Consider the following 26,449-nt stretch of genomic DNA (forward strand, 5'->3'; position numbering starts at 1 on the left):
TGTCACGCAAAGCCCTTCCCTCCTATCAGTTCCCCCAACTGCTCCACCGTGGTCAGGCGGGAATCGAGCGGTCCCACCACGCGCCCGCCAAAAAACACCAGGAGATGATCGCTGCGGTCCAGCAGTTCATCCAGGTCGGCCGAGGCGAAGACGATCGCCATGCCCGCGCGCGTGCGCTCCTGCAGCAGCCCCCAAATGTATTCGATGGACTCCATGTCCAGGCCGCGCGTGGGCTGCTCCATCAGCAGCAGGCGCAGGTTGAGCGGCAGCAGGCCAAGCAGGGTGCGCTGCTGATTGCCGCCGGACAGCGCCTCCACCGGGCTGGTCGGCGTCCCCTTGATGTTGAACTGCTTGATGCGTGCCACCGCGGTCTGGCCGGCCTGCTGCCAGTTGACCAGGAATGGCTGCTTTCGTTCGGTCAGGGCCACATGCTCGGTCACGGTCAAGCCGGCCACCAGTCCCTCGGCCAGGCGATTGGCCGGCACGTAGGCGACCCCCGCTTGCAAATAGACCCGATACGCACGGTTGGTCATGTCCTGGCCGCCAATGCGGATGCGGCCGGCGGTGGGGCGCAGCAGGCCGCCCAGGGCTTGCAGGAGCAGCCGCTGGCCGCTGCCCTCCAGCCCGGCCAGGCCGATCACCTGCCCGGCCAGCAGTTCGAGCGACAGGTCGTTGACCTCCAGGCGCCAGTCGCTGACCGTCACGCGATCCAGCGTCACGATCGGTTCGCCCAGCGGCAGAGCCTCGCGCTTCTTGAAGGTGATGACCTGACCAAACATCATCTGCACCAGCCGCTCCGTGGGGCAGGGCATGGTCGCCTCGCCTGTCAGCTTGCCCCGCGCCATCACCGACACCTGTGTACACAGGTCTTCCACTTCTTCCAGCTTGTGCGAGACGAAGATCACCGTCTTGCCCTGCGCGGCCAGCTTGCGCAGCGCGGCGAAGAGCTTGGCCCTCTGCTGCGCGGAGATGGCGGTGGTCGGCTCGTCCAGGATGAGCACGCGCACGCCCAGCCAGAGCAGGCGTGCAATCTCGAGCTGCTGGCGTTCACCGATGCTCAGGCTGGCGACCTGGGCGTCGGGATCAATCTTGAAATCGAACTGGATGCAGAGGTCTTGCAGAGCCTGGCGCGCGCTGGCCCGGTCGGGCAAGATGCCGCCGGGGCTGCCAACGAGCAGGTTGTCGAGCACGCGCAGGGCCGGGAAATCGAGCGGGTCCTGGTGCAGCATGCCCACGCCCAGGCGCACCGCCTCGGCGGGGGAAGTCAGAGCCACCGGCCGGCCGTCGAGCACGATCTCACCGCTGTCTGCAAAGATGAAGCCGGTCAGCACCTTCATGAGCGTGCTCTTGCCCGCGCCATTTTCGCCGAGAATGCCGTGGATGGTGCCCGGTTCGATGAGCAGGCTGATGCCGTCGTTGGCGCGCACCGGCCCGAAGTGTTTATGGATGTTGCGGAGTTCAACTTTCACAGCAGCGGCACCCGATCTGGGAGGTCATGAGGAAGGCTGAACGAGGAGTATCTCGTCCGCTGCGGGCGGGGGTTGGGCTGAGAGTTCAACCTTGCCTGGGCGAAGGCCAGGCAAGGTTGGAAAAAAGCACTTACTTGCTGGGGCCTTCCATGCCCTGGAGCAGCTGCGACAGGTACCACACCTGGAGGTCGGTGGCTGCCTCGCCATCCTTCAGGAAGGCCGAGCCGTCCTGGAAGTTGAGCGGCCCCTTGAACAGGGCGATGGAGCCATCGGCCAGGCCCTTGATGAACTTGTCCACGTTGGCTGCCGCGTCCGCGCTCAGCGCCTGGCCCTTGACGAAGCCAACCGCGCTGGTGTCTGCGTTGTTGATGTTGGCCCAGTCCGGCGCGTTCCAGTCCCAATACTGCGCCCATTTGCCATCTGCGGCCATCTGTACGGCCTTGAGGTAGGACGGCCCCCAGTTGAAGTACGGCACGCCCAGGCAGATCGCTTCAGCTTCTTTGCAGGCGTCCTCGTAGTCGTAGGGTATGGTCCAGACCTTCTTGCCGGCCTGCGCCATCTTGCCGCCCTCGACCAGCGCCTCCGTGGTGTCAATGCCGGAGAGGACCACATCGTAGCCGTTGTTGTAGAAGTCGTCTGCCACCTTGGTGGGGTCGAGCGTCTGGCCAGGGATGTTGAACCAGAAGCCGATCCAGGTCACCTTGAAGCTGAGCGCCGCGGCGTCCTTCTTGGCGAATTCGGTCCAACAGTAGCGGGCGCCCAGGTACGCCGAAGCGGTCAGGCGCCGCGTCTCGTCGTTGATCAGGGGGCCAAGATAGCCGATCTTGCCGGTCTGCGAAGTCAGCGCGGCCGCACAGCCTGCGATCATCTTGCCGTACTCCATGCGACCCATGAAATTGCTCAGGTTCTTGGGCGCCTTGAAGTCCTTGCCATCTTTCCAGGCATGGTCACCGGAGACGTTGACAATCGGCAGGTCCGGATGCTTGATGGCGGCTTCGAGGGTGCCGTCCTTGAAATCGTCCGAGGTGGTGAAGACGATCTTGACACCCTGGCCCACGAGGTCATCCACCAATTGCGGCACGGTGACGCCGGGCTTGGCGCCGGGGTTGACGTTGTCCACGTAAACCATCTTGGCGCCGGGGATTTTCGATTCGATGTACTTACCGGCCTGGTAGTGGGCCTCGCTCCAACCATGATCGTTATACGGGCCAACCAGAATCAGGCCAAATTTGAACTCGGTGGCGGCCGGCGCCTTCGTTGGCTCGACTGCAGCCGTGGGTGCGGCCGGTGTGGCAGCCGGCGTGCAGGCGGTCAGCAGAAGCGCGGAGATCAGGAACAGGGCCATCAGATTCACAAGACGTTTGGAAATCATACACTCTCCTCCTCAAGTTGCTGTAAAATGCTCGGGCAAATGGCGTTGCGTGCAGGCAAGCGCCTGGACAAAGATCGCGGAGGGCACAAGAAATGCAGGGGAGTAGACTCCAGATGCAGAGAGATTATAACATAGGGCAGATGATTCTCAAATTTCGATTTGGAGAGCGTCAATTGATATAATCAAGATAGGAGGATTGAATCATGAACATGCAAGAACGATTGGCGGCGGCGCGCGGGGATGTAGAGGCTGACCTGGTGTTGCGCGGCGGACGCCTGATCAATGTGTTCTCCGGCGCCATCGAGGAGACCGATATTGTGATCGCCGGCGAGAATATAGTGGGCTTTGGCAGTGGCTACCCGGCGCGCGAGGTGCATGACCTGGATGGCGCGTTCGTGGCGCCCGGCCTGATTGATGCGCACGTCCACATCGAAAGCTCGCTGTGTACCGTGCCTCAGTTCGCCCGCGCGGTCGTGCCACATGGCACCACCACCGTGATCACCGACCCGCATGAGATTGCCAACGTCCTGGGCCTGGACGGTATCCGCTACATGCTGGAAACGGCCAAATACGGCCCCTTGACGGTTTATGTCAATGTGCCATCGTGCGTGCCGGCCACGGCCATGGAAACCACCGGCGCACGCCTGGAGGCGGAAGACATCGCCGACCTGCGTCACAACCCCTGGGTGCTTGGCCTGGCCGAGGTGATGAACTATCCCGGTGTCATCAGCGGCGATGAAGGCGTGCTGGCCAAGCTGGCCGCGTTTCATGGCCGGCCAGTGGATGGACACGCGCCGGGGGTCAGCGGCCGTCAACTCAACGCCTATGCCAGCGCCGGCATCGGCTCCGATCATGAGTGTACCACGGTGGCGGAGGCGCTGGAGAAACTGCGCCGCGGCCTGTTCATCCTGATTCGTGAGGCCACCAACGCGCACAACCTGCAGACGCTGCTGCCGCTGATTACCCCTGCCACCAGCCGGCGCATCTGCCTGTGTACCGATGACCGCCAGCCGGCCGATCTGCTCGACCTGGGCGGCATTGACTACATGATACGCCGCGCGCTGCAGGCCGGCATCCCGCCGGTCACCGCCTTCCAGATGGCAACCCTCAACCCTTGCGAGTGGTTTGGCCTGCATGACCGCGGCGCCGTGGCGCCCGGCCGCGTGGCCGACCTGATCGTTTTCGAGTCATTGGCCGATTTCAGAGTCAAGCGCGTCTACCGCGCCGGGCAGGTCGTGGCCGAAGATGGGCGTATGCTGCCCTGGTCAGGCAGCGCCATGCAGCGCCAGCCTCGCGTGCGCAGCTCCATGAATGTAGATTGGGACACCCTCGACTTTGCCATTCCGGCCGCCGGCCGCGCCGTGCGCGTCATTGGCGCGATCGAAGATCAACTGATCACCGAGCACCTGATCGAGCCGCCCACCCTGGCCGGCGGGCTGGCCGTGGCGGACCCGGCGCGTGATCTGCTCAAGATGGCGGTAATCGAGCGGCATCAGCACAGCGGGCATGTGGGCAAAGGCTTCATCAAACGCTTTGGCTTGACTCGCGGCGCGCTGGCCGGCACCGTCGCGCACGATCATCACAACCTGGTGGTGATCGGCGCAGACGACCGCAGCATGATGACCGCGGCGCGCGCGGTGGGTTCGATGCGCGGCGGCCTGGTGGTGGCCGAAGGCGACAAAGTCCTGGCGCAACTACCGCTGTCGGTGGCCGGCCTGATGTCGGATCAGCCCATCGAGGCGGTGCGCGGGAGCTATGATCAATTGCTCAGGGCCGCGCACACGTTGGGCGCCACCCTGCACGACCCCTTCATGGCAATGAGCTTTTCCGCCCTGGAGGTGATCCCGCACCTCAAGCTGACCGACCTCGGCCTGGTGGATGTGGACGAGTTCAAGTTGGTGCCGCTGTGGGTGGAGTGAAGAGTCGCCGGCAGTCAGGAAAATGTCCCTGACCCCATCCGTTTCGATTGCTGCACGAAAGGAGTCCGTGGTCATGTTACGCCGGTGTTCTACTTTCTCTTTTCTATCTTCTACTTTCTCTTTTCTATCTTCTACTTTCTCTTTTCTATCTACTACTTTCTCTCCCCTCTCCTCCCGACATTCTGCTCGCGGCCGGCTCGCGCCGCGCCTGTCGTCGTTGGTTCATCTGCTGGTGGTATTCAGCGTTATAGTATTGGGCGTGCTCGCAGTCGCCTGCGGACCTGCCGGTGACTCGTCGAGACGCCCTCCTCTACTACCGATGCAACCCCAGTCGTCGCTGCCTTCCGCAGTTGCACCGACACCTGACCCATCCGACGCCGCGATCTGCGCCAGGTATCCCACGCCACCCTATCCAATCAGTCTGACGCCTTGTCCTGAATACTTGACGCCGCCAGCCGAGCCTATCGAAATTTTCACCCCTGCACCGCGCCCAACCCCTATCGTGCCTATCGTCATCGTTGGACCACAGATGAGCACGGCTAGAGGTAATACCTTCAGGCCGGTATTCATTTCCAAAGACTACACAGGGTCAGGCGAGTTGTGCGATATGCGCCCGTCTCCTGATGGACAGAAGGTTGCTTTGCATCTGTGCAACACTGAAGGCATGTCACTGGTAATCATCGCTCCTGTGAATGGGGGCAGAGCCGTGGGAGAGGCGAGAGGTGGTTGGTTCCGCGGCTGGTTTCCAGATTCCAATCAATGGCTATTGATGGGCGACCATTTGGAGGTACTGAACAGTGACACAGGCGAGGCCCGCAGGATCACGCCCGAAGGTGAAACCGTGACCGACGCTGCCGTGTCGCCAGACGGGAAAGCCGTTGCCTACACGATCATTCAGGGTGACAGGCTGAAGATTATCGACACAGCTGGCAACCTACTTCGCGAGATACTCGCCCCTTCATCCAAACCTGGTGATAGACCAGAAGGTATCACTTGGTCCTCTGACGGACTGCTCATCGCTTATGTCTGGGATCAAACTGTCATTCAGTTTAACAGCTTTGGCCCCTCTGGGTGGCAGAAACTCAAACAGGTGAGCAGCGGCAACTCAGCCCTGATAAAATGTTTGACGGTTTCCCCATTTGGGATGCACAGAGTCATCAGGTCCTTGTTGTCCGACGGGAGAATATGGAAGACCGGTCAGCGGACTTCGATCTGAGCAAATTAATCAGCAACCTGTGGATTGTAGACGCGGACACGCAAGAATGGCGTCAGTTGACTGACCTCAATGGTCAAGGGGCTTGGTCGCCGATTTGGACGCCGGATGGCTCAGCGGTGGTGTTCATGTCGAATATGGGTAACCAACTTAACAGCTGGCTAATCAACGTCGACGACCGTAGCTTACAGCAATTGACCTTCGACAGTCCAATAATGCCTCGCACCCTGAGCGTGATACCGTAGGGGGTCTCCGAAAATGAAACACACGTCTCGCCTCGCAGTTTTCTGTTTGTTGGTCGTTGCTGTGATCGTTATCTCTGTGCAATCGCCGCAGGTGGCTCAGTCTCAAGGAGGTGAACCTCGCTTCTCCTTTCCGAGCGCGCGACGTTTTGCTATCACGTCTTACTTTGACCATACTCATCCTGATGTACTCTATAACACCATCGACGACGAGATAGCGACTTATACCACTGAACGAGGGTTGCGTTCCAATAACTGCTTTGATTGTTTCTGGTCAGGGACCGTACAGGTTTGCGGATATTACACGGTTCTTCAAGACGCAGCCAACTGTGGCGCGGCTGGCGGACGACGTATCTACTACGATATGCACCCGGCCATTGATTACGGCTTTCCCTTGAACACCGCAATCGCCGCCACTGCGCCCGGTACAGCTTATCGGCGCACAATCCTCGGCTCCGCTGTTGTGATTGACCATGGGAGTGATTATTGGACCAAGTACGGTCACGTCGATCCCAATTCTCGGATTGCTGACGGTACTCAGGTCATACGTGTGCAACAGATTGCGCTCAGTAGCAACACGGGCACAGGGGCCGCCCATCTGCACTTCGAAGCCCGATACAGCGGCGAAAATAGCACCGTATTCGATCCTTACGGCTGGCGGGGGACTTGGTTCACTGACCCCTGGAACCAACCACCTGGGCATACCGAATCTTGGTGGCGCAGCGGCGACCCCATTCCAATGGGCTACCGTGATCAAAACCACAACACTCAAGGCCCTTATCAACTCACCGGCGTGATGGAGAGCAAATGGTACGATCTGAACGGCTTGCCGGGTTCGCCCATTGGTAATCGAGGTAGCAACAATTGTCCTGGCAGCTACGGCGACTGCCAGTTTTTCGAGAGAGGGTATCTCCGCTGGGATTACATCAACAATGTGACCCTCTATTACGACTACGCCTCAACCGTGGTCAGTCAAGTGTTCTATTTTCAGACGAGTAACTGGAATACAACTCTCTCCATCCAGAATATCAGCGGCGTTTCGGCTCAGGTCAGCGTTATCTTTGTGGAAAATGGCCGTGTGATTGACTCGCACACGTATTTAGCCTTGCCCAGCAGCTCCACCTGGATACTGAGCGCACAACATGCACTTCAAGATGTGACCAGTAGCTTTGCGGGCGCCGCTGAAGTGTATTCCAACCAAGCGTTTCAGATCACTGTGGCCCATCAACCTGCATTCAGCAATACGTTCGTGTCAACGATTATGAACAATTACTGATTGAGTAGTTGGCATGGGCATATGGGACATCGGACGCGGGCCAGGAATCGCTCGACACAATGTCCCACCTTTCTGTCAGGCATTTAGACGGGAAGCGGGGATGAGAGAGTGGGTACGATGCGACCAACCCGACGCTGCGGTTCAGCTACACCCACTACGCGGGAACGTCATCGCCGTACTGGGTGAAACAGGAGCAGAAGGAGAGCGGATCGAACTACCTGGAGAGTCGCACCTTCTACGATGGGATGGGCCGCGTGGTGCAGACACAGGCCGAGGCGGCGGACAGCAGCCAGAGCATCCTCGTCAACACGCAGTACCAGCCGTTGGGAGTGTTGCGAGCGAGCGTACACTACACCGTCACGGGCAGTCTGGGTGGGTATCGGACGCCGGACTGGAATCAGACCAAGACGCAAACGACCTACGATGCGCTGGGCCGCGTGACGCAGGTGACGCAGCCGGACGGGACGATGGTCAAGAGCTTCTACCAGAACCGGCAGACGGCGATGCTGGATGCGCTGAATCGGCAGACGATCTCGGAGACCGATGCGGTGGGGCGGCTGTACCGGGTGCAGCAGTACCTGGCCACGGTCAATGGGCAGCCCGACTGGGGCGCGACGGTGTATGCGCACTCCGTCTACACCTACACGGTGAGCGACCAGCTCGAGCAGATGACCGGGCCGGATGAGGCATTGACCGCGATGACTTACGATCTGTTGGGCCGCAAGACGAGCATGAACGATCCGGACATGGGCGCGTGGCAGTATCGCTACGATGCGGCGGGCAACCTGGTGAAACAGCGCGATGCGCGCTACCAGGCGATCTGCTTCTACTACGACGGCCACAATCGGCTGGTGGGCAAGACCTATCATGCGGGCATCAGCAACCTGGACACCCTGACGTGCAGCGGGGCTTATGCCGTCGGCTTCAGCTACGACAGCACGGCGAACGGCAACCTGGGCAAGGGCCGACGCACGGGCATGAACGATCCATCGGGCAGCAGCGCCTGGGCCTATGATCTGCGCGGCCGGGTGATCACCGAGACCCAGGTGATCAGCGGTACAGGGGGCGGCGCCTTCGTGACGGCCTGGTGGTATGACTCAGCCGACCGGCCGCTGTGGCAAAAATATCCCGGCGGCAACGCGGGCCAGGTGGGCGAGCAGATGAATTTCACCTACACCACCCAGGGGTTGCTGCGCCAGGTGCGGAGCAACGGCAGCACTTACTATGTGGGCGAGACGCTCTACAACGCGTTGGGCCAGGTGACGGAACGCTGGCTGGGCAGCACGACGGGAGTGGTGCAGCAGCTCTACACCTACACCGCGGCCGAGAACTTCCGGCTGGTGACGCTGAAGACCGGCAACGCGTCCCCCTACACCAACCTGCAGAACATCAGCTACACCTACGATGACGCCGGCAACGTGTTGAGCATCATTGACATCGCAGCCTACAACGGCCCTCCGCCAACGCCGCCGGCCACCCAGACGCAGAGCTTCAGCTACGATGCGCTGCACCGTCTGAGCACCGCGCAGGCCAGTGGCGCCACGGGGTACGGCGGTTACAGCCAGAAGAACTACGGCTACAACGCCATCGGCAACCTGACCCACTTCGAGAGCACGACGCAGAATCAGTACTATCAAGACGCGGCGCACAAGCATGCGGTGACGCACATCGGCGGCACGGCGCCCGGCAACCAGAAGTACTGGTACGACGCCAACGGCAACGCCACGCGGCGCATCAGCGGCAGCCAGGACATCACGCTGAGTTACGATGCTGAGAACCGGCTGACAGCCATGAGCGGCGGTGTCACCTCGAGCTACGTCTACGACGGGGACGGGAAGCGGGTCAAGGAGACGGCCGGCGGCGCAACGACGGTCTACATCGGGAACACCTTCGAGTGGACGGGCAGCACGGCCACGATGAAGAAGTATTACTACGCCGGCGCGGTGCGGGTCGCCATGCGCACGGGGGTCAGCCCGGGCACGGTGAATTACCTGTTGGGCGACCACCTGGGTTCGCAGGCGCTGACGCTGACCAGCGCCGGCGCGCGGCTCAACACCAACACCGAGCTGCGCTACATGCCTTACGGCGCTGCACGCTATACCGCTGGCACGACGCCGACCAGCTACAACTTCACGGGTCAGCGCAAGGATAGCAGCAGCGGTTTGCTGTTCTACAACGCACGGTGGTATGATCCGACGGTCGGGCGGTTTCTGCAGGCGGATACCATCATCCAAAGCAACGCCCGGGATGCCAAGCCCATTCTCCCATTGATAGTGTCCTATGCCGAGCCGGGTCTGGTGGCGCATTGGAACGAATTCCAGCGAAGCGGTCGTCAAGCCATCACGCCACATGATTCGCAGTTGCTTAACCGTTACACTTACGCCCGCAACAACCCTCTGTCCTATCGAGATGATACGGGTCACGTGATCTGGTGGGTGGTCGGCGGCATCGGTGGGGCTGTTGTCGGCTTTGGCGCCTATGCCCTGACGCATCAGGATAACTTCGACTGGGGGCAGGCTGCGTTGTGGACGGGCGGCGGCGCGGTGGTTGGCGCGACGTTCGGCGCGGGTGCGCAGTGGGTGGCCGGTGCGTTGACGGCGGAAGCTGCGGCGGCGACGGGAACCGCAGCCACCACAGCAGGCGTAGCTGCAAGCTCACCAACAGGACAGCGCACGATTCTCTGGCTGGAGAATCAACTGCCCCGAGTGCAGCACATCATGGCGCAGAAGCACGCCTGGGACAAGCTCGTGAACCTCGGTGGCAATCTGCAGCAAGATTATCAGGCTGTGCAACCGTATCTGAGTCAGGTTGTTCAAACTGGGGAACGTACGATCATGGAAGGGGGTAGCGTGCAGTATCGCGCGTTTATCAACGGCCAAGAGGTAATCGTAAGGGGAATTGAACTCGCAAATGGGGCTTTCCAAATCGCGGACGCGTTTGTCAAGACAGTGACGAGGTGAACATGAATGTAAGCATTGAACTACTTAGAGAAGCGGGCAAGTGTCGTGATGAACGACGTTATACTGAAGCAAATCGTCTGTATTTGCAGCATCTTGAGATTCACGGCCTCGCCTCCGATATCTTAGAAGCACTGGCACAAGTCGAGTTCTCAATGAGCATCGTGTCGCCTGATGCCGAGAACACTCACGGAAGAAAGGCTATTGAATGGATCAGCCAAGCGATCACCTTAAGGCCCAACGAGCCGGAGTATCTTTTTTTGTATGGGGTACTGTTAGAGCATGCACTCCTGGATTATCAAGCAGCTGCCGATGCTTATCGGCACGCTCTGCGGTCAGAGCCCCTCTTTGTACCAGCACTAGATAGACTCGCAGCGCTCTGTGGCGTTCCAGAGGATGTCGTATCGTTGGAAGAAGGGATTCTCTGCCGCGAGCAAGCGATCCGGATTAGTCCGACTCGCTCGGGGTGGCTTCGCTTGGGGCAGTTGTATGAGTGGGCTGGTCGTGAAGCAGACGGCGAGCAGGCTGCGGTCAGAGGACTGACCGCAGCACTAGAAACCGATACCATTAGATACTGATCCCTCGCAGCCAGCGCGTACCGGAGCAACCGCTATTGCTATGACACCAACGGCAACCAGACGGTGCGCCGGATAGGCAACAAGCTGCATCTGCTGACCTACGACGCGGAGAATCGCCTGACCGACCTGAGCGGCGGTGTCACGGCGAGTTACGTCTACGACGGGGACGGCAACCGGGTCAAGGAGACCATCGGCCCGACTTTCGGCCACGAATTGCACGAATCGAAACGAAAGGATCCTGAAATTCGTGCAAATTAGTGAAATTCGTGGCTGCTTCTGCTCTGCAACGGCAACATGACCGGGCGCACGGTGGGCGGCGTGACCTACACCCTGGTCTATGATGCGCAAAAGGTGAGAAGGGGAGAGGCGGTGATTGGCAGCAACACGACGGTGTACGTGGGGGGCGATCTACGAGAAGATGACGAGCGGCATCAGCACAGCGGGCATGTGGGCAAAGGCTTCATCAAACGCTTTGGCTTGACTCGCGGCGCGCTGGCCGGCGCCGTCGCGCACGATCATCATAACCTGGTGGTGATCGGCGCAGACGACCACAGCATGATGACCGCGGCGCGCGCGCGGTGGGCGCGATGCGCGGCGGCCTGGTGGTGGCGGAAGGCGACAAAGTCCTGGCGCAACTACCACTGTCGGTGGCCGGCCTGATGTCGGACCAGCCGATCGAAGCGGTGCGCGGGAGCTATGATGATTTGCTTGCGGCCAGACGCGGCCTGAGCCTGTCGAAGGGCGCTGGCCGCGTCGCTTCGACAAGCTCAGGCCGCGTTTCAGGGGATGCCCGTTCAGCCTCAGCAGTTCCAAATGTAGCACACATTCAACCACAAAGAGCACAGAGAACACAAAGAAACGGCAGATCAGACGCAAATCGGCAACCTCTCTGCGTTCTTTGTGATCTCTGTGGTTAAAAACCAGGCTACATTTGGAACTGCTGGTTCAGCCTGGCCCTGACCAGCCCCATGCCGCGGACACGCGTTGGATGTCCACGATAGTGATCTCACCGTCGTGATCTCCGTCAAACACCCGACTGTAGTTCCACTGGCCCTGGCCAGCCAGCCAGTGATCCGCGATCATGGTAATGTCCAGGGTTGTCACCATCGAATCGCAGTTCAGATCGGCCCAGTAGCAATCGGTGCGCACCGCGGCCATGTGGGCGAATGACCCCAGGGAGGCCTTGGTCATGTTGGTCAAGAAGGTCTGGTCGTAGTACAAGGTGCGATCGTTCGCCGTGTGGTAGTAGGCATTGAAGTCGGCCGCGATGATCCCGTCTGACCAATAGTTCTCGATCACTAAAAATGCAGGAATGCCCACGTTCCAAAATGACGCGTGATCGCTGGCGCCTGTGCCGTTGCTGTAGATCACCGGCGCCAGGTTGATGCCGTACGCGCTCACGACATCCGCGTAGACCTGCGCCAACTCCACGCTGCCCGCCACACCGCTATTGGCATGTAGGTCCATGTTCGGCCCGCCCGTATTATCCCACGCGATCATGTCCATGTTCAGCACGCCGCGCACATCCTCGTTCTGCACCATCTGGGCATAGGCCGCGCTGCCGTACAATCCTTGCTCCTCGCCGGTGAACAGGATGAAGCGCAGGGTGGCGTCGAAGTGATAGGGCGTGAGAATCTCCGCGGCTTGCAGCACCGCAATGGAGCCGCTGCCGTTATCGTCCGCGCCGGGCGCCAAACCGCTGTACGGCATGTCATCCAGGTGGGCGCAGATGATGTAGATGCCTGCGCCCGGACTCAGGCCTGGCTTTTCCGCAATCACATTGGGTGGGCGCGACGCGTTCCAGGTGTGAGTGCTGACGGTCAGGCCCAACCGCTGCAGGCGTTCGATCATGTAGTTGACCGCCTGCGTGACCGGCGTGCCGCTGGTCGTGTAGCGCGTGGTAATGACATACGGTTGGCCGTTGATCAGGGCCGGCGTCTGCCCGCTCAACTCGTTGGCGTAGGTCAGCAGGCGCGCTAGATTGACCTGGTCCATGATCTCCTGCACCAGGGGCAGCGGCGTGACGGTGATCGGCGCCGGTACAGTAGCACGCGGCAACAGGCGGATCGGTGAGTCCAGCAGCCAGGCGTGGTGGCTGGCGTGGACCTCCGCGCCGGTCGGCAGTCGCCACAGAGCGCGACTTTCATCCGCGTAGAGCAAACGGCCGCCAGCAGACAGGTCGTCATGCGCGGCTGGCCCCGCCATGTCCACCATCATGTAGCGCGCCGTGTCGGCGTCGGCGTCCAGGATTTCGGTGGCAAAACCGTGAGCGGATAGCCAGGCCAGGCCAGATTCAGCGGCGCGGGCCAGGATGTACGGCTGCGGCAGGGATTCACGCGCCAGCGCCGTCAAGGGCGCGTGCGCCAACTGCACCGCGTCAGTGTCCGGCGCCAGCAGCCAGATGCGTACCAGCACCTGCGGGGGGGAAGCAGAAGCTGCCAGTCCCGCGCGTGCGCCAACGGTCAACAGTAGAACAACAACCAACCAGCGAACGATGGATAGCTTCGAAGACATGAAATGACCTCGCAAATTTCTTAGTCAGCACAAGAGTAGAATCCTCGCATGGGGACCATGCCCACAGTCAGTATACCCGATTCTCGGCCGCTTGTCATCTTGCCCCAAGCCCAATCCAAAGACCCTCCGCGTTGACAGGCCAACGCTTGGCGGCGGCAACGACACCCAGCAGGGTGCGCGCCTTGCAGACGCGCACCCTGCGAGTGTGTGAGTCAAACGGAAGACACGCTACATCCTGACGCGCCGTGGAATGGAATCATAGGCGAATTCTAAACGAACCTGGATTGTGCGCCCCTGTCCAGGAATCCATACCCGATTTGCCACACGGCATTACACCAGAGGAGAATTCCATGAACCATATTCCGAACCGTCGTTTCCGTCGTTTCCTTCGTTTCCTTGCCATGCCCCTGTTGATCGCGGCGCTGCTCACCAGCGTGCTGAGCATCCGTTTCGACGCGCCCGCGCGGGCGGCAGTTGACCCGCAAACGGAAGCGCCGCCAGCCAGTCAGCCAAACCAACCCTCGGTGGCCGTAGACACCGCCTTTAGCTATCAGGGTCAGCTCCGCAGCTTGGGAACGCCTGTCACCGCGGCCTGCGACTTTCAGTTCGGTCTGTGGGACACCCTGGCAGGCGGCACGCAAGTTGGCTCCACGCTCACCCTGCTGGCCGTACAGGTCACCGGCGGACTTTTTACGGTCGAGCTTGATTTTGGCGATCAGTTCAGCGGCGAGAAGCGCTGGCTGGAAACAGCCGTCTTCTGCCCTGGTGATGCCGGTTACACCGTACTGGCGCCCCGCACCTCGTTGACTGGCTTCCCCTATGCGCTCAGCCTGCGTCCCGGCGCAATCGTGCAGGGCGATGGCAATGTCCTCAACGGGGTCAGCCAGACCGGTTACGGGGTGACGGGCAGCACGCAGACCGGTTACGCCGGCGTGTACGGCGCCAGTAACAGCTACGGCGTGTACGGCCTGGTGAACAACGCCGATCCTGGCGCGGGCGTTTTTGGGCGCAATGACGGCGGCGGCTACGGTGTGTTCGGGCAGAACAGCGGCGCCGGTTCGGGCGCGTTTGGCCTGAGCAGCAGCGGCACGGGCGTCGCGGGCACAAGCAGCAGCGGGGTCGGCATGGCTGGCACGAGTAACAGCAGTTACGGGGTGACCGGCAGCACGCAGACCGGTTACGCCGGCGTGTACGGCGCCAGTAACAGCTACGGCGTGTACGGCCTGGTGAACAACGCCGATCCTGGCGCGGGCGTTTTTGGGCGCAATGACGGCGGCGGCTACGGTGTGTTCGGCCAGAACAGCGGCGCCGGATCGGGCGCGTTTGGCTTGAGCAGCAGCGGCACGGGCGTCGCGGGCACAAGCAGCAGCGGGGTCGGCATGGCTGGCACGAGTAACAGCAGTTACGGGGTGACCGGCAGCACGCAGACCGGTTACGCGGGCGTGTACGGCGCCAGCAGCGCGGGCTACGGCGTTTATGGCTTGATCAGCGGCGCGGCGCCGCGCGCCGGCCTGTTTGGGCGCACCCTGTCCGGCGATGGCTACGGCGTTTTTGGGCAAGGCGACAGCGGCGCAGGCGTCTTTGGTCTTTCCGCCACGGGCGTGGGCGTCTACGGCATCAGCACCGGCGGCGGCTATGCCGGCCGTTTCGACGGCCGCGTGCGCGTCAACGTGCTGGAGATTGCCGGCGGCAGCGACCTGGCCGAACGTTTTCAGCAGAGCGGCACGGCTGCGGCTGCACCGGGCACGGTGATGGTCATTGACGAAGGGAACGCGGGCCATCTCAAGGTCAGCGATGCCGCGTACGACACAAAGGTGGCCGGCATCGTCAGCGGCGCGGGTGATGTGCAGGCCGGGTTGACCCTGGAGCAGGAAGGCGTCCTGGAAGGCGACCTGACGGTGGCAATTGCGGGCCGCGTCTACGCACAGTGCGAGGCCCATTCCGGCTCGATCCAGCCCGGAGACCTCCTGACCACCTCCTCGGTGGCGGGTCACTGCATGAAGGCGACCGAGCGCACGCTGGCGGCGGGCGCGATCATTGGCAAGGCCATGACCGGTCTGAAGTCCGGCCAGGGCCTTGTGCTGGTCCTGGTGAGCTTACAGTAACGGGAGGACGCAAACACCATGGACATCAAATTCCGATTGCTGGCCTTGCAGAAACTGGCCGGCTGCGCGCTGATCGTTTTGGTCAGCGTGGGCTTGATTGGGATCGCGGCGCTGCACCCCGCGCACGCGCAAGACGCCGCGCCGCCCGTACTGGATGACGCGTGCAGCAAACAGGCGCCCAACCCGCTGCCGTTTCATGTGCAACCCCTCTCCATCGCCTCTGGCTACCATCGCGGCGCGGCGGTCGGTGCGGCGGCCCCGACACACAAGATCCCAGGAGCGCCCTGGCGCAGCGCCCCCGGGCAGCAGCCTGCCTTTCAGACTGAGGTGAAGATCGCGGACGCCATCTGGCTGCAGCTCCGTTTTGGCCGGTCAGCGCTCGGCCGCCACAGCTACATCCTCTTGACCGCGCAGGCGGACGGAGGCCAGCAGCCGCTCGCTGCGTCCAGCCTGGCCGAATGGCAGAATCAATCGGCCTTGTTCAACGGCGAAAGTGTCACCGTGGCTCTGTACGTGGCGCCGGGCGATGAAGGCGTTTTCTTCGAGCTGACCGAAGCTGTGGTGGGCGAGCCAACGTCCGCTGCCGCCAACAGCGCCGCGCCGGGCGGCCCTACGCCCGAATCGGTCTGCGGCGCCGATGATCGCGTATCGTCTACCGATCCGGCTGTGGGTCGCCTCGCGCCGATAGGCTGCACCGGTTGGATCGCGTCGAACGGTTCCTTTCTGACGGCAGGACACTGCAATCGTCCCACCATGACGATTCTGGAGTTCAACGTGCCGCAGTCCCTGGCGAATGGCACGACCGTGCAGGCGGCTCCGCAGGATCAATATCCCGTCGTGGCCGGTTCGATCGTGTCAATGGAAGGCACGGGAGATAACGATTGGGCCGTGTTCAATGTCGGCCGCAACGCCAACACCAATCTCCTGCCGGTGCAGGCCCAGAACGCCTTCTATCGCCTGTCAACGGACCTGACGCCGGCTACGATTCGGATCACCGGTTATGGCGTGGATGGCCCTGCCCCTTGCTTCGGCGATCGGCGGCAGCCTGGCTGCACGATTCCAACACCGACGCCCGTGCCGCTCAACTCCAATAATCAGACTCAACAAACGAATGCCGGCCCCAGCCAGGGATTGACGGGAACGCACTGGGAATACGAGGTAGACACGCAGGGCGGCAACTCCGGCAGCCCGATCATTCAGGATGGCGCGAACTGGACCGTCGGTATTCATACTCATGGTTCTGGGGCCATGTGCCCCTCGGCCTACAACGGCGGCACCGCTTTCAACAATGCAGGATTGGCCGCGGCCATCACCACCTTCCCCGGCCCCAACGCGATCTACGTGGATCAAAATCATCCCGTCAATATCCTCCTGCAGGCGGGCACGCCGTTCCGACCCTACAAGTCGGCAGCAACAGGCTATGCGCAAACGGCTGACAACGGCATTCTGAGCATCGTCGCCGGCTCCTACAACGAAACGCTCACCCTCAACCGCCCGATGAGCGTGGTGGCCCCGGTTGGCACAGTCATCATCGGGGCGCCATGACCTGGCGCGGAGATCAAGCAGCGATGCGAATCGAAAAAGGAGGCATCATGATGAGCAAGCGCGGGCAACGCGTCATGGTCCTGGCGTTGATGGTGATGCTGCTGAGCGCGGGGCCAGTCCTGGCGCAAACAGGCGGGACGTATGACCTGACCTGGGGCAATATCGGACCCGGCGGCGCCAGCAGCGGCGGAGATTACACGATGGAGGCATCGGCCGGTCAGCCGGACACCGGCGCGGCCAGCGGCGGTGCGTACACGCTGATGGGTGGATTTTGGCCGCCGGCCGCGGCTTGTTCGCTGCCAGGAGACATCAACCAGGATGGCAGCGTAACCGTGCTCGACATTCAGGCCGTGGCCGTGGAATGGGGCACGCCGACCCCTGCTTTTCCCTACGATCAAGACAACGACGGCGACGTGGACATCCAGGATGTCATGCTGGTCGCAGCACACCTGGGTGAAAGCTGTTAGCGGCGCACCGTCTGCATCGCCCTGGATGAGCTGGGCCAACGCATGACGAGGAGGCAATCATGTCAGAATGTCGGGGGGCCGTGCAAGGACATGGATAAACGCACCATGTTGTGATTTGACGGTTCGCTGTGTCTCAGGTATACTGTGCCTTGTTCTTGAAAAAGTAGACCCGGTTTGTTAAACGCTGTCCGGACTCGTGTTCCGAACAGCGTTTTTTTGTTGGGCTACACTGACCCGACGTGTCCCTGCGGTCGCTCACATCGGTACGATATTGACCGCTACTTTAGGAGTATTATGAGTTTCTCACAGTTTGGACTCGACTCACGTCTGCAACAAGGCGTGGCTTTGTTGGAGTTCCATCAACCAACCCCGATTCAGGTCGCCGCCATCCCCGTGGCCTTGACCGGACAAGATATTTTAGGCTCGGCCGAAACCGGCACCGGTAAGACGGCCGCCTATTTGTTGCCGCTGCTGCAAAGGCTGCTGACCACGGCTACCCACAGCCGACACCCACGTGGCCTGATTCTGGTGCCGACGCGCGAGCTGGCCCTGCAGGTTGCCGAGCAGGCAACACAATTGAGCACCCGCACCAACCTGCGCATGGCAACCATTTACGGAGGCGTTTCGCTCATAAGCCAGGAAAAAACCCTGCTGTATGGCGCCGACGTCATCATCGCGACGCCTGGGCGTTTGCTCGATCATGTCGGGCGACGCAACATCGTCTTTAGCGCCCTGGAAGTGCTCGTCCTGGACGAAGCCGACCGCATGTTGGACGTGGGATTCCTACCCGACCTGCGACGCATCGTGCGCCTGCTGCCGCGCACGCGGCAAACCATGCTGTTTTCGGCCACGTTACAACCGATTTTACGACTCGCGGCGGAGATGACGCAGCAGCCGGTCCGCATCGAAGTAGAAAAGGTGGTCACGCCCGCAGCGATCCAGCAGACCTTGCTGACGATGCCCGAGCATCTCAAGTCGCGGGCTGTGCAGCAACTGTTGCGTCAGGACGACATGCAAAGCGTGCTGATTTTTGCTCGCACCAAACACCGGGCTGATCGCCTGGTCAGTGACCTGGGACGCGCCGGAATCTCAGCGGCGGTCATCCACAGTAACCGCTCGCAAAGCCAGCGCATTGCTGCCCTGGAAGCCTTCCGTGAGCAGCGGACGCGTGTGTTGGTCGCAACCGACATTGCTGCGCGTGGCATTGACGTCGAGGGCATTTCGCATGTCGTGAACTACGATATGCCGATGCAGGCTGGCGATTACGTCCACCGCATTGGCCGCACAGGTCGCGCCCATGCCAGCGGAACGGCCTACACCTTCGTGACTGCCGCAGATGAGGGCATGGTCCACAAGATCGAGGCCGTATTGAAGCAGAAGATTCAGCGGCGCCGGCTGGAAGGCATTGACTATGACACGCCGGCGCTGAGGATGCCTGATGCCGAAGCAATTCGTCGCTACGTCGAGGCAAATCGTCACGGTGGAGCGAGCCGGTACGCCACGGCTCATTGAAGCAAGGGTGTCCCCGTGATTGAGGATCGGGTGTATCCGTGCCCGCGCAGTGAGCTGTTGTCACAACGATTCATTCGTGCGTAGGATGGCGCGATAGGACGGCTTGGCTTCGAACCAGGCCGTCCAGGTCTCGGCCGGCACAGTCAGCGGATGCCACTGATAGTTCCACGGTTGGGTGGGGCGCCGGCCGAGCCAGTGCAGGCGCCGGGAGTGCAGCACGCCCGCCCACATGACTTGGCTTTCGTCGTTCAGGATGGTCAGATGTTGGCCGTCGCCCAGTTGTACAATCCCTGCGTGCAGCCAACCTTCTGTGCGGCTGCCGCAGAAGCGCTCATCCTGAAAGATATGCCACGGCATCTCCTCCATGCCCTGCTCCCAATACTCGCTAATCCAACCAGTCTGTGGCGGCGCCAAGCTCAGCGTGGTCATCGCACATCACCTCCAGGGTGCAGATTCGTTGCGGTCCCGAGCATGGCCCGAACCGCCTGACCGATGGCTATTTTGCCACAAATGGCACAGATTCGCACAAATTCCCTTGTTCCCTTTCGTGTCAATTCGTGTCATCCCTGGCGGGGGTTCCGGCCTGCCACGAATTTTCACGAGTCGAATCATGCTGTGTCCGGCTGCAGGAATTCCAAATGTGGTCGCTGAAGACATCTGGACTGGAATGGAGGCTTTAGCCGGTTATTGGGCACCTGAGAACCCTGTGGCAGACCGGCTGAAGCCTCGATTCCGGGTACATTTGGAGGCTTAGCCGGCGGGGGGGGGGGGGGGGGGGGGGGGGGGGGGGGGGGGGGGGGGGGGGGGGGGGGGGGGGGGGGGGGGGGGGGGGGGGGGGGGGGGGGGGGGGGGGGGGGGGGGGGGGGGGGGGGGGGGGGGGGGGGGGCCGCGGGCCGGGGGGGGGGGGGGGGGGGGGGGGGGGGGGGGGGGGGGGGGGGGGGGGGGGGGGGGGGGGGGGGGGGGGGGGGGGGGGGGGGGGGGGGGGGGGGGGGGGGGGGGGGGGGGGGGGGGGGGGGGGGGGGGGGGGGGGGGGGGGCGGGGGGCGGGGGGGGGGGGGGGGGGGGGGGGGGGGGGGGGGGGGGGGGGGGGGGGGGGGTTGGGCTTTAGCCGGTTATCGGGCACTTGAGAACCCTGTGGCAGACCGGCTGAAGCCTCGATTCCGGGTACATTTGGATTTGCTGTACTCGCGTACTGGCGCTTGCCAAATGCCAGAAACTGCGGTAAAGTCCGTCCAGTAAGCGAGGAGTGACCATCATGAGTATCGCCAAAATTGCAGATCTACCTACCGTGCAGCCGTCCTATCCGCTGCCTGCCGGCGTCATGGTTCCCCGCAAAGCACCCAAAGCCGAAATCTACTATCCCGAATCGGATGGAAAACCTATGGGCGAGACCGACTGGCACATGACCGTGATCATGTATCTGCGCGAGGCGCTGCGCTATGTCTTTCGCGCCGACGAGCGGGTCTACATTGCTGCGGACATGCTCTTCTACTACGTGGAAGGCAGGCCGCGCGTCTTCAAGGTGCCCGATGTGTTCGTGGTGAAAGGCGTTGCCCGGCATTCGCGGCGCATCTACAAGCTGTGGGAAGAGCAGGCTGCGCCATGCGTCATCTTCGAGATCTCGTCACGCGACACCCGCGAAGAAGATGTGGGATCGAAGCAGGTGTTGTACGAGCAATTGGGGGTCAAGGAGTATTTTCTTTTCGATCCGCTGGGGGAGTACCTGGACCCACGCTTGCAGGGGCTTCGCCTGAGCGGGCGTTTTTACACGCCGATTCCATCAGCTGCGGACGGCGCCCTGATCAGCGACGAGCTGGGGCTGATCCTGCGCCCAGAAGAAGAGATGCTGCGCCTCGTGGACCCATCCACGGGCCGCGCGATTCCGACCACCGCCGAAGCGATGGCCCAAGCCCAGGCCGAGGCGCTGCGAGCACAGGCTGAGGCGCGGCGGGCACAGGCTGAGGCGCGGCGGGCGCAAACTGAAGCCCAGCGGGCGCAAACTGAAGCCCAGCGGGCGCAAACTGAAGCCCAGCGAGCGCAAACTGAAGCCCAGCGGGCGCAGATCGAAGCCCAGCGGGCTGATCGGGCGGAAGCGGAGCTGGCCCGTGTCCAGGCAGAACTGGCCCTCCTGCGGGCGCAAGCGCAGGGCGAATAATTCTCCACCTGACTAAAAGCAGCAGTTCCAAATGTAGCCATCCATGTGACTGGCCAGCGCCAGGCCGTCCTGGTGGGCGCGACGCGTCCCGTAGGGACACCTGACCTTAGCAACGGATTGCGCTCGGGGCGGCCTCATTCAATCGTCCCTACGGGACGACGGGTGTGGGGGGGCATCGCTCGCTCAAGTCAAGGTGCCCCTACGGGGCGCCGCATTTCCAAATGTAGCTTTCCAACGCCCACAATCCCTCTTGCTGCCCACCTATCTCGGGGATTTTGGGCCAAAACCACCCGAATGAGGAGCGCAGGCCCATTTACGGGCAGCCATTCCGTTCACATTTGGAATTCCTGGACTAAAAGACAGACCGATGAAAGACACAGCGCGAACCTCCAAAGAGAAGGAGCAGGACGACATCGTCCTGCTCCTTTGTCAGGGGGGGCAGCGGGCGCGGTGAGCGCCGCGTGCTTCCTGGGGCGCTGAAAATGAGTGGGTTTACACCTTGTAGTTCGTCAGCGCCTTCATGTAATTGGCTCGCTCGAACGCGCCCGGCTCCGCGACCGAACGCTGGCTCAGGCTGCCCTTCATCTGTTCGATGGATTCATACTCGTGCTCTTCCATCCACCAGGTAACGCTCTTCAGCAGCCAGTCAATCTTGGCAATGCTCGACTTCAGCAGCAGTGAGCAGACGTTAGTCACATCTGCACCGGCCATGATCGCCTGCAACACATTTTCCGGCGCGTGGATACCACTGGTGATCGCCATGGAAGCCTTGATGCGACCATACAGGATCGCGGCCCAGCGAATGGGCACTCGCGATTCGTCCGGTGTGCTGAGCACGATGTGCGGCACCACTTCCAGGGCTTCGACATCGAGTTCAGGCTGGTAGAAGCGGTTGAACATCACCAGGGCGTTGGCGCCGGCCTCGTCCAGGCGGCGGGCAAAGTTGGGGAAGGCGCTGAAGAACGGACTGAGTTTCATGGCCACCGGTATCCTGACTGTGGCCTTGACCGCCTTGAGCACATCAACATAATCCTGCTCCACGGCCTGCGCACTCATCTCAGGGTTGGTCGCCAGGAAGTAGAGATTCAACTCCAGTCCGTCCGCGCCCGCCTGTTCCATCAGGCGGGCGTAATCAATCCAACCGCCCAGGCTGACGCCATTCAGGCTGGCGATGATCGGAATGTTGACGGCCTGTTTGGCCCGGAAGAGATGTTCCAGGTATTCGTTGGGCCCGAGGTTGAACTCGTGTGCGGTGGGGAAGTAGCTAAGCGCCTCGGCGTAGGAGTTACTGCCGTAGGAGATGAAATGATCGAGCGCAAGCGACTCATGTACGATCTGTTCTTCGAACAGAGAGTACATGACCACGGCGCCGGCGCCCATGTCTTCCATGTGGCGGATACTGTCAATGCTCCTCGACAGCGGTGACGCCGAAGGCACGATGGGATTGCGCAGTTTCAGCCCCATGTAAGTAGTTGAGAGGTCCATAAGTGCGTCCTTTCTGTAATCGTGTGTCTGGCCGGATGCAGCGCCCGCCCGGGGCAGCCGCCACATCCGGCCACAAGTTCCTTGCGTCAGGCGTTTCCGGTGCTGTCACCTTCATACTTGATCGAGGCCATCTGCTCGTACAAGCGCCAGCGATCCGTCACATCGCGCTGGGCCTGCTGCATGAGCTGGCGCGCCTCAACCGGTTTGGAGGCGGTGAGCATATTATAGCGCGTTTCCTTGTAGGCGTAATCCTGGAAGGAGATCGAGGGCGCCTTCGAGTCCAGGCGCAGGGGATTGTGTCCTGCGGCCGCGTCGGCCGGATTGTAACGGAAGAGCGGCCAATGACCACTGGCAACCGCCGCCTTCTGCTGATCACTGCCCACCCGCATATCGTAGCCGTGCGCAATGCAGTGGCTGTAGGCGATGATCAGGCTGGGGCCGTCATACGCTTCGGCCTCCAGGAAAGCCTTGATCGTCTGCGCATCATTGGCGCCCATGGCCACACGCGCCACGTAGATGTAGCCGTAGGTCATAGCAATCATGCCCAGGTCCTTCTTCGGCGTCCGCTTGCCGGCTGCTGCAAATTTGGCTACCGCGCCACGGGGCGTGGACTTGGAGCTTTGCCCGCCGGTGTTCGAGTAGACTTCGGTGTCGAGCACCAACACGTTGACATTTTGACCAGAGGCCAGAACATGATCGAGACCGCCGTAGCCGATGTCGTAGGCCCAGCCATCGCCGCCCACAATCCACAGGGAGCGTTTGACCAGGTTCTCAGACAGACCCAACAACAGGACAGCCTGCGGCAGGTCGGAGCCGGCCAGGATGGACTTGAGCTGTACCACCCGCGCCCGCTGCGCCCGGATGCCGTTCTCCTGGCTCTGATCGGCCGTCAACAGCTCATCCGCCAACGTAGGGCCGATCAGGTCGCGCAGTTGCTCCACCAACTCGCGGGCAAACTGCGCCTGTTTGTCCAGCGACAGCCGCATGCCCAGGCCAAACTCGGCGTTGTCCTCGAACAGGCTGTTCGACCATGCCGGACCGCGCCCGTCTGCATTTTGCGACCAGGGCGTCGTCGGCAGGTTGCCGCCATAGATGGACGAGCAGCCGGTGGCATTGGCCACCACCAGGTGATCGCCGAACAACTGGGTGAGCAGCTTGATGTAGGGCGTCTCACCGCAGCCGGCGCAGGCGCCCGAATACTCGAAGAGCGGCTGCAACAACTGCGATCCCTTGACCGAGTCTACTTTGACCAGGTCGCGGTCAATCTCCGGCAGATCGAGGAAGAATTCGTAGTTGACACGCTCCGCATCACGCAGCGGCAACTGCGCCTCCATGTTGATGGCCTTGAAGCGCGGCTCCTTCTTGTTCTTGGCCGGGCAGATGTAGACACAGGCGCCGCAGCCGGTGCAGTCATCCGGCGCCACCTGGATCGTGCAGAGCATGTCCGGGAACTCCTTGCCGATCGCCTTGTGGGTCTTGAAGGTGTCCGGTGCGCCGGCGGCCTGTTCCTGCGGGTAGAACTTCATGCGAATGGCCGCGTGCGGGCAAACCAGAGCGCACTTGCCGCACTGAATACAGACATCCTCATCCCACGCCGGGATTTCTTGCGCAATACTGCGCTTTTCCCACTGCGAGGTGCCCGTGGGATAGGTGCCATCCGCAGGCATCAAGGAGACCGGCACGCTGTCCCCCTTGCCCGCCATCAGCATGGCTGTCAGGCCCTGGACGAATGCCGGCGCTGCGGCTGATACCGCTGGCGGCCGGGCCACGGTGCTGGTCACCTGCGCAGGCACCGTCACCTGGTACAAATGCTCCAGCGTGTAGTCCACCGCGGCGAAGTTCTGCTGCACAACGGCCTCGCCCTTCTTCTGGTAGCTGTTGCGAATGGCGTTCTTGATGGCTGCAATCGCCTCGTCGTGCGGCAGCACGCCGGAGATGTCGAAGAAGCAGGTTTGCATGATGGTGTTGATGCGCACACCCATGCCGGTCTCACGGGCCACCTGGTAGGCATCAATGACGTAGAACTTCAGGTGCTTGTCAATGATGGTCCGCTGCACTTCACGCGGCAGATTGTCCCACACATCCTCCGGGCCGAACGGGCTGTTGAGCAGGAAGGTCGCGCCCGGAGCGGCCTTTTCCAGCACATCGTAGCGCTCCAGGAAGTTGAACTGATGGCAGGCCACGAAATTGGCGCTGGAAACCAGGAACGGCATGTGAATCGGATCCGGGCCAAAGCGCAGGTGCGAGACCGTCACCGTGCCCGATTTCTTGGAATCATAGACGAAATAGCCCTGCGCATAATTGTTGGTCTCGGTGCCGATGATCTTGATACTGTTGTGGTTGGCGCCCACGGTGCCGTCAGCGCCCAGGCCATAGAAGAGGCAGCGCACCACACTGGCCGGCTCAAGATCAAAGGTTGGGTCAACGACCAGGCTGGTGTGGGTCACATCGTCCGTAATGCCCACGGTGAAATGATTCTTGGGCGCCGCCTTGTCCATCTCATCATAAACGGCCTTGACCTGGGCCGGCGTAAATTCCTTGCTGCCCAAGCCGTAACGTCCACCGATCACCTTGACGAAGCGGCCCGTTTCGAACAGGGCTGTGATCACATCCTGGTACAACGGTTCGCCCGCGCTGCCCGGCTCCTTGGTGCGATCGAGCACCGCAATCGTCTTGACCGTCGGCGGCAGTGCAGCCACCAGATCAAGCGCGCTGAAGGGCCGGAACAGGCGCACTTTGACCACGCCCACCCTGGCTCCACGTGCGTTCAGGTAGTTGGCCGTGGTCTCGGCCGTCTCGCCGCCTGACCCCATCACCACGATGACCTTCTCCGCATCGGGCGCGCCCGCATAGTCGAACAGATGGTACTGGCGGCCGGTCAGCTCGGCAAAACGATCCATCTGTTTCTGCACGATGGCCGGTGTAGCCTGGATGAACGGGTTGACCGTCTCGCGGCCCTGGAAGTAGACATCGGGGTTCTGCGCGGTGCCGCGCATGAAGGGATGGTCAGGGTTGAGACCACGCGCCCGGTGCGCCGCGACCAGGGAATCATCAATCATCGCCCGAATGTCGTCGGTGTCGAGCTTTTCGATCTTGGTGACTTCATGGCTGGTGCGGAAGCCATCGAAGAAATGAATGAACGGCACCCTGGCTTCCAGCGTGGCGGCATGGGCAATCAGCGCCAGGTCCATCACCTCTTGCGCGGCGCCGCTGCACAACAGCGCCCAGCCGGTGGCACGCGTCGCCATCACATCGCTGTGATCGCCAAAAATGGAAAGGCCCTGCGCGGCCAACGAGCGCGCGGCCACATGGAACACCGTCGAGGTCAACTCGCCGGCGATCTTGTACATGTTGGGGATCATCAGCAGCAGACCCTGCGAAGCCGTGAAGGTGGTGGTCAGCGAGCCTGTCTGCAAAGCCCCATGCACGGCGCCGGCCGCCCCGCCTTCGCTCTGCATCTCGACGACCAGAGGCACGGTGCCCCAGATATTCTTTTCCTCCTGGGCTGACCAGGTGTCGGCCCATTCTCCCATCACGCTGGACGGGGTGATGGGATAGATGGCAATGACCTCACTGGTCTTGTGCGCAATGAAGGCTGCAGCTTCATTGCCATCAATCGTCGTTATCTCGCGCATGATTTG

Annotated in this window: 17 protein-coding genes and 1 pseudogene; 12 read left to right on the forward strand and 6 right to left on the reverse strand. The window is 61.7% G+C overall.

Going from position 1 to position 26,449, the window contains the following annotated elements; translation table 11 throughout:
* Positions 1–2: 2 nt before the first annotated feature.
* Both IPM84_27610 and IPM84_27615 read right to left on the reverse strand, forming a co-directional pair.
* On the reverse strand, positions 3–1,469 hold the full coding sequence (locus IPM84_27610; protein MBK9096457.1) for an ATP-binding cassette domain-containing protein: 1,467 nt from the start codon (positions 1,467–1,469) through the stop codon (positions 3–5).
* A 130-nt stretch (positions 1,470–1,599) separates the two neighbouring features.
* Positions 1,600–2,841, reverse strand: a complete 1,242-nt coding sequence (locus IPM84_27615) for a BMP family ABC transporter substrate-binding protein (GenBank protein MBK9096458.1) — start codon at positions 2,839–2,841, stop codon at positions 1,600–1,602.
* A 203-nt stretch (positions 2,842–3,044) separates the two neighbouring features.
* Here IPM84_27615 and ade point away from each other — a divergent pair, with 203 nt between their 5' ends.
* The 7 genes and pseudogenes from ade to IPM84_27650 all read left to right on the forward strand — a co-directional run bounded on the left by ade (position 3,045) and on the right by IPM84_27650 (position 11,943).
* A complete protein-coding gene (gene ade, locus IPM84_27620; GenBank protein ID MBK9096459.1) occupies positions 3,045–4,760 on the forward strand; it encodes an adenine deaminase in 1,716 nt (571 codons plus the stop codon).
* A 529-nt stretch (positions 4,761–5,289) separates the two neighbouring features.
* On the forward strand, positions 5,290–5,976 hold the full coding sequence (locus tag IPM84_27625; protein ID MBK9096460.1) for a PD40 domain-containing protein: 687 nt from the start codon (positions 5,290–5,292) through the stop codon (positions 5,974–5,976).
* A 255-nt stretch (positions 5,977–6,231) separates the two neighbouring features.
* Complete coding sequence (locus tag IPM84_27630; protein ID MBK9096461.1) at positions 6,232–7,491, forward strand: M23 family metallopeptidase; 1,260 nt, start codon at positions 6,232–6,234, stop codon at positions 7,489–7,491.
* Between the two features lie 182 nt (positions 7,492–7,673).
* Positions 7,674–10,451, forward strand: a complete 2,778-nt coding sequence (locus tag IPM84_27635) for a hypothetical protein (protein ID MBK9096462.1) — start codon at positions 7,674–7,676, stop codon at positions 10,449–10,451.
* Between the two features lie 2 nt (positions 10,452–10,453).
* Positions 10,454–11,026, forward strand: coding sequence for a hypothetical protein (locus IPM84_27640; protein ID MBK9096463.1), 573 nt, complete (start codon positions 10,454–10,456; stop codon positions 11,024–11,026).
* 63 nt (positions 11,027–11,089) lie between these two features.
* The gene (locus tag IPM84_27645) at positions 11,090–11,284 is read left to right on the forward strand and encodes a hypothetical protein (protein MBK9096464.1); all 195 of its coding nucleotides are present in this window, start codon (positions 11,090–11,092) and stop codon (positions 11,282–11,284) included.
* A gap of 36 nt (positions 11,285–11,320) precedes the next feature.
* Positions 11,321–11,943 (forward strand): annotated as a pseudogene (locus tag IPM84_27650) (hypothetical protein).
* Positions 11,944–11,971: 28 nt separating this feature from the next.
* Here IPM84_27650 and IPM84_27655 read toward each other — a convergent pair.
* Entirely contained in the window at positions 11,972–13,540 is a 1,569-nt protein-coding gene (locus tag IPM84_27655; protein ID MBK9096465.1) for a M28 family peptidase, read from the reverse strand.
* Between the two features lie 350 nt (positions 13,541–13,890).
* Between IPM84_27655 and IPM84_27660 the strand changes: the two genes are divergently transcribed.
* The 4 genes from IPM84_27660 to IPM84_27675 all read left to right on the forward strand — a co-directional run bounded on the left by IPM84_27660 (position 13,891) and on the right by IPM84_27675 (position 19,169).
* Entirely contained in the window at positions 13,891–15,645 is a 1,755-nt protein-coding gene (locus tag IPM84_27660) for a hypothetical protein (protein ID MBK9096466.1), read from the forward strand.
* An 18-nt stretch (positions 15,646–15,663) separates the two neighbouring features.
* Complete coding sequence (locus IPM84_27665; protein ID MBK9096467.1) at positions 15,664–17,190, forward strand: trypsin-like serine protease; 1,527 nt, start codon at positions 15,664–15,666, stop codon at positions 17,188–17,190.
* A 47-nt stretch (positions 17,191–17,237) separates the two neighbouring features.
* Complete coding sequence (locus IPM84_27670; protein ID MBK9096468.1) at positions 17,238–17,657, forward strand: hypothetical protein; 420 nt, start codon at positions 17,238–17,240, stop codon at positions 17,655–17,657.
* Between the two features lie 294 nt (positions 17,658–17,951).
* On the forward strand, positions 17,952–19,169 hold the full coding sequence (locus IPM84_27675) for a DEAD/DEAH box helicase (GenBank protein ID MBK9096469.1): 1,218 nt from the start codon (positions 17,952–17,954) through the stop codon (positions 19,167–19,169).
* A gap of 60 nt (positions 19,170–19,229) precedes the next feature.
* Here IPM84_27675 and IPM84_27680 read toward each other — a convergent pair whose 3' ends face one another.
* Positions 19,230–19,598 (reverse strand): hypothetical protein, encoded by a 369-nt coding sequence (locus IPM84_27680; GenBank protein ID MBK9096470.1) that lies wholly within the window; start codon positions 19,596–19,598, stop codon positions 19,230–19,232.
* An 891-nt stretch (positions 19,599–20,489) separates the two neighbouring features.
* On the opposite strand from IPM84_27680, the gene IPM84_27685 reads away from it, so the two are divergent.
* Positions 20,490–21,323 (forward strand): Uma2 family endonuclease, encoded by an 834-nt coding sequence (locus IPM84_27685; GenBank protein ID MBK9096471.1) that lies wholly within the window; start codon positions 20,490–20,492, stop codon positions 21,321–21,323.
* 492 nt (positions 21,324–21,815) lie between these two features.
* On the opposite strand, the gene IPM84_27690 is transcribed toward IPM84_27685, so the two are convergent.
* Positions 21,816–22,808 (reverse strand): dihydroorotate dehydrogenase-like protein, encoded by a 993-nt coding sequence (locus IPM84_27690; protein ID MBK9096472.1) that lies wholly within the window; start codon positions 22,806–22,808, stop codon positions 21,816–21,818.
* 86 nt (positions 22,809–22,894) lie between these two features.
* Positions 22,895–26,443 (reverse strand): pyruvate:ferredoxin (flavodoxin) oxidoreductase, encoded by a 3,549-nt coding sequence (gene nifJ / locus IPM84_27695; GenBank protein MBK9096473.1) that lies wholly within the window; start codon positions 26,441–26,443, stop codon positions 22,895–22,897.
* Between the last annotated feature and the right edge of the window lie 6 nt (positions 26,444–26,449).

The organism is Candidatus Amarolinea dominans (assembly GCA_016719785.1).
GTDB classification, from domain to species: Bacteria; Chloroflexota; Anaerolineae; order SSC4; family Amarolineaceae; genus Amarolinea; species Amarolinea dominans.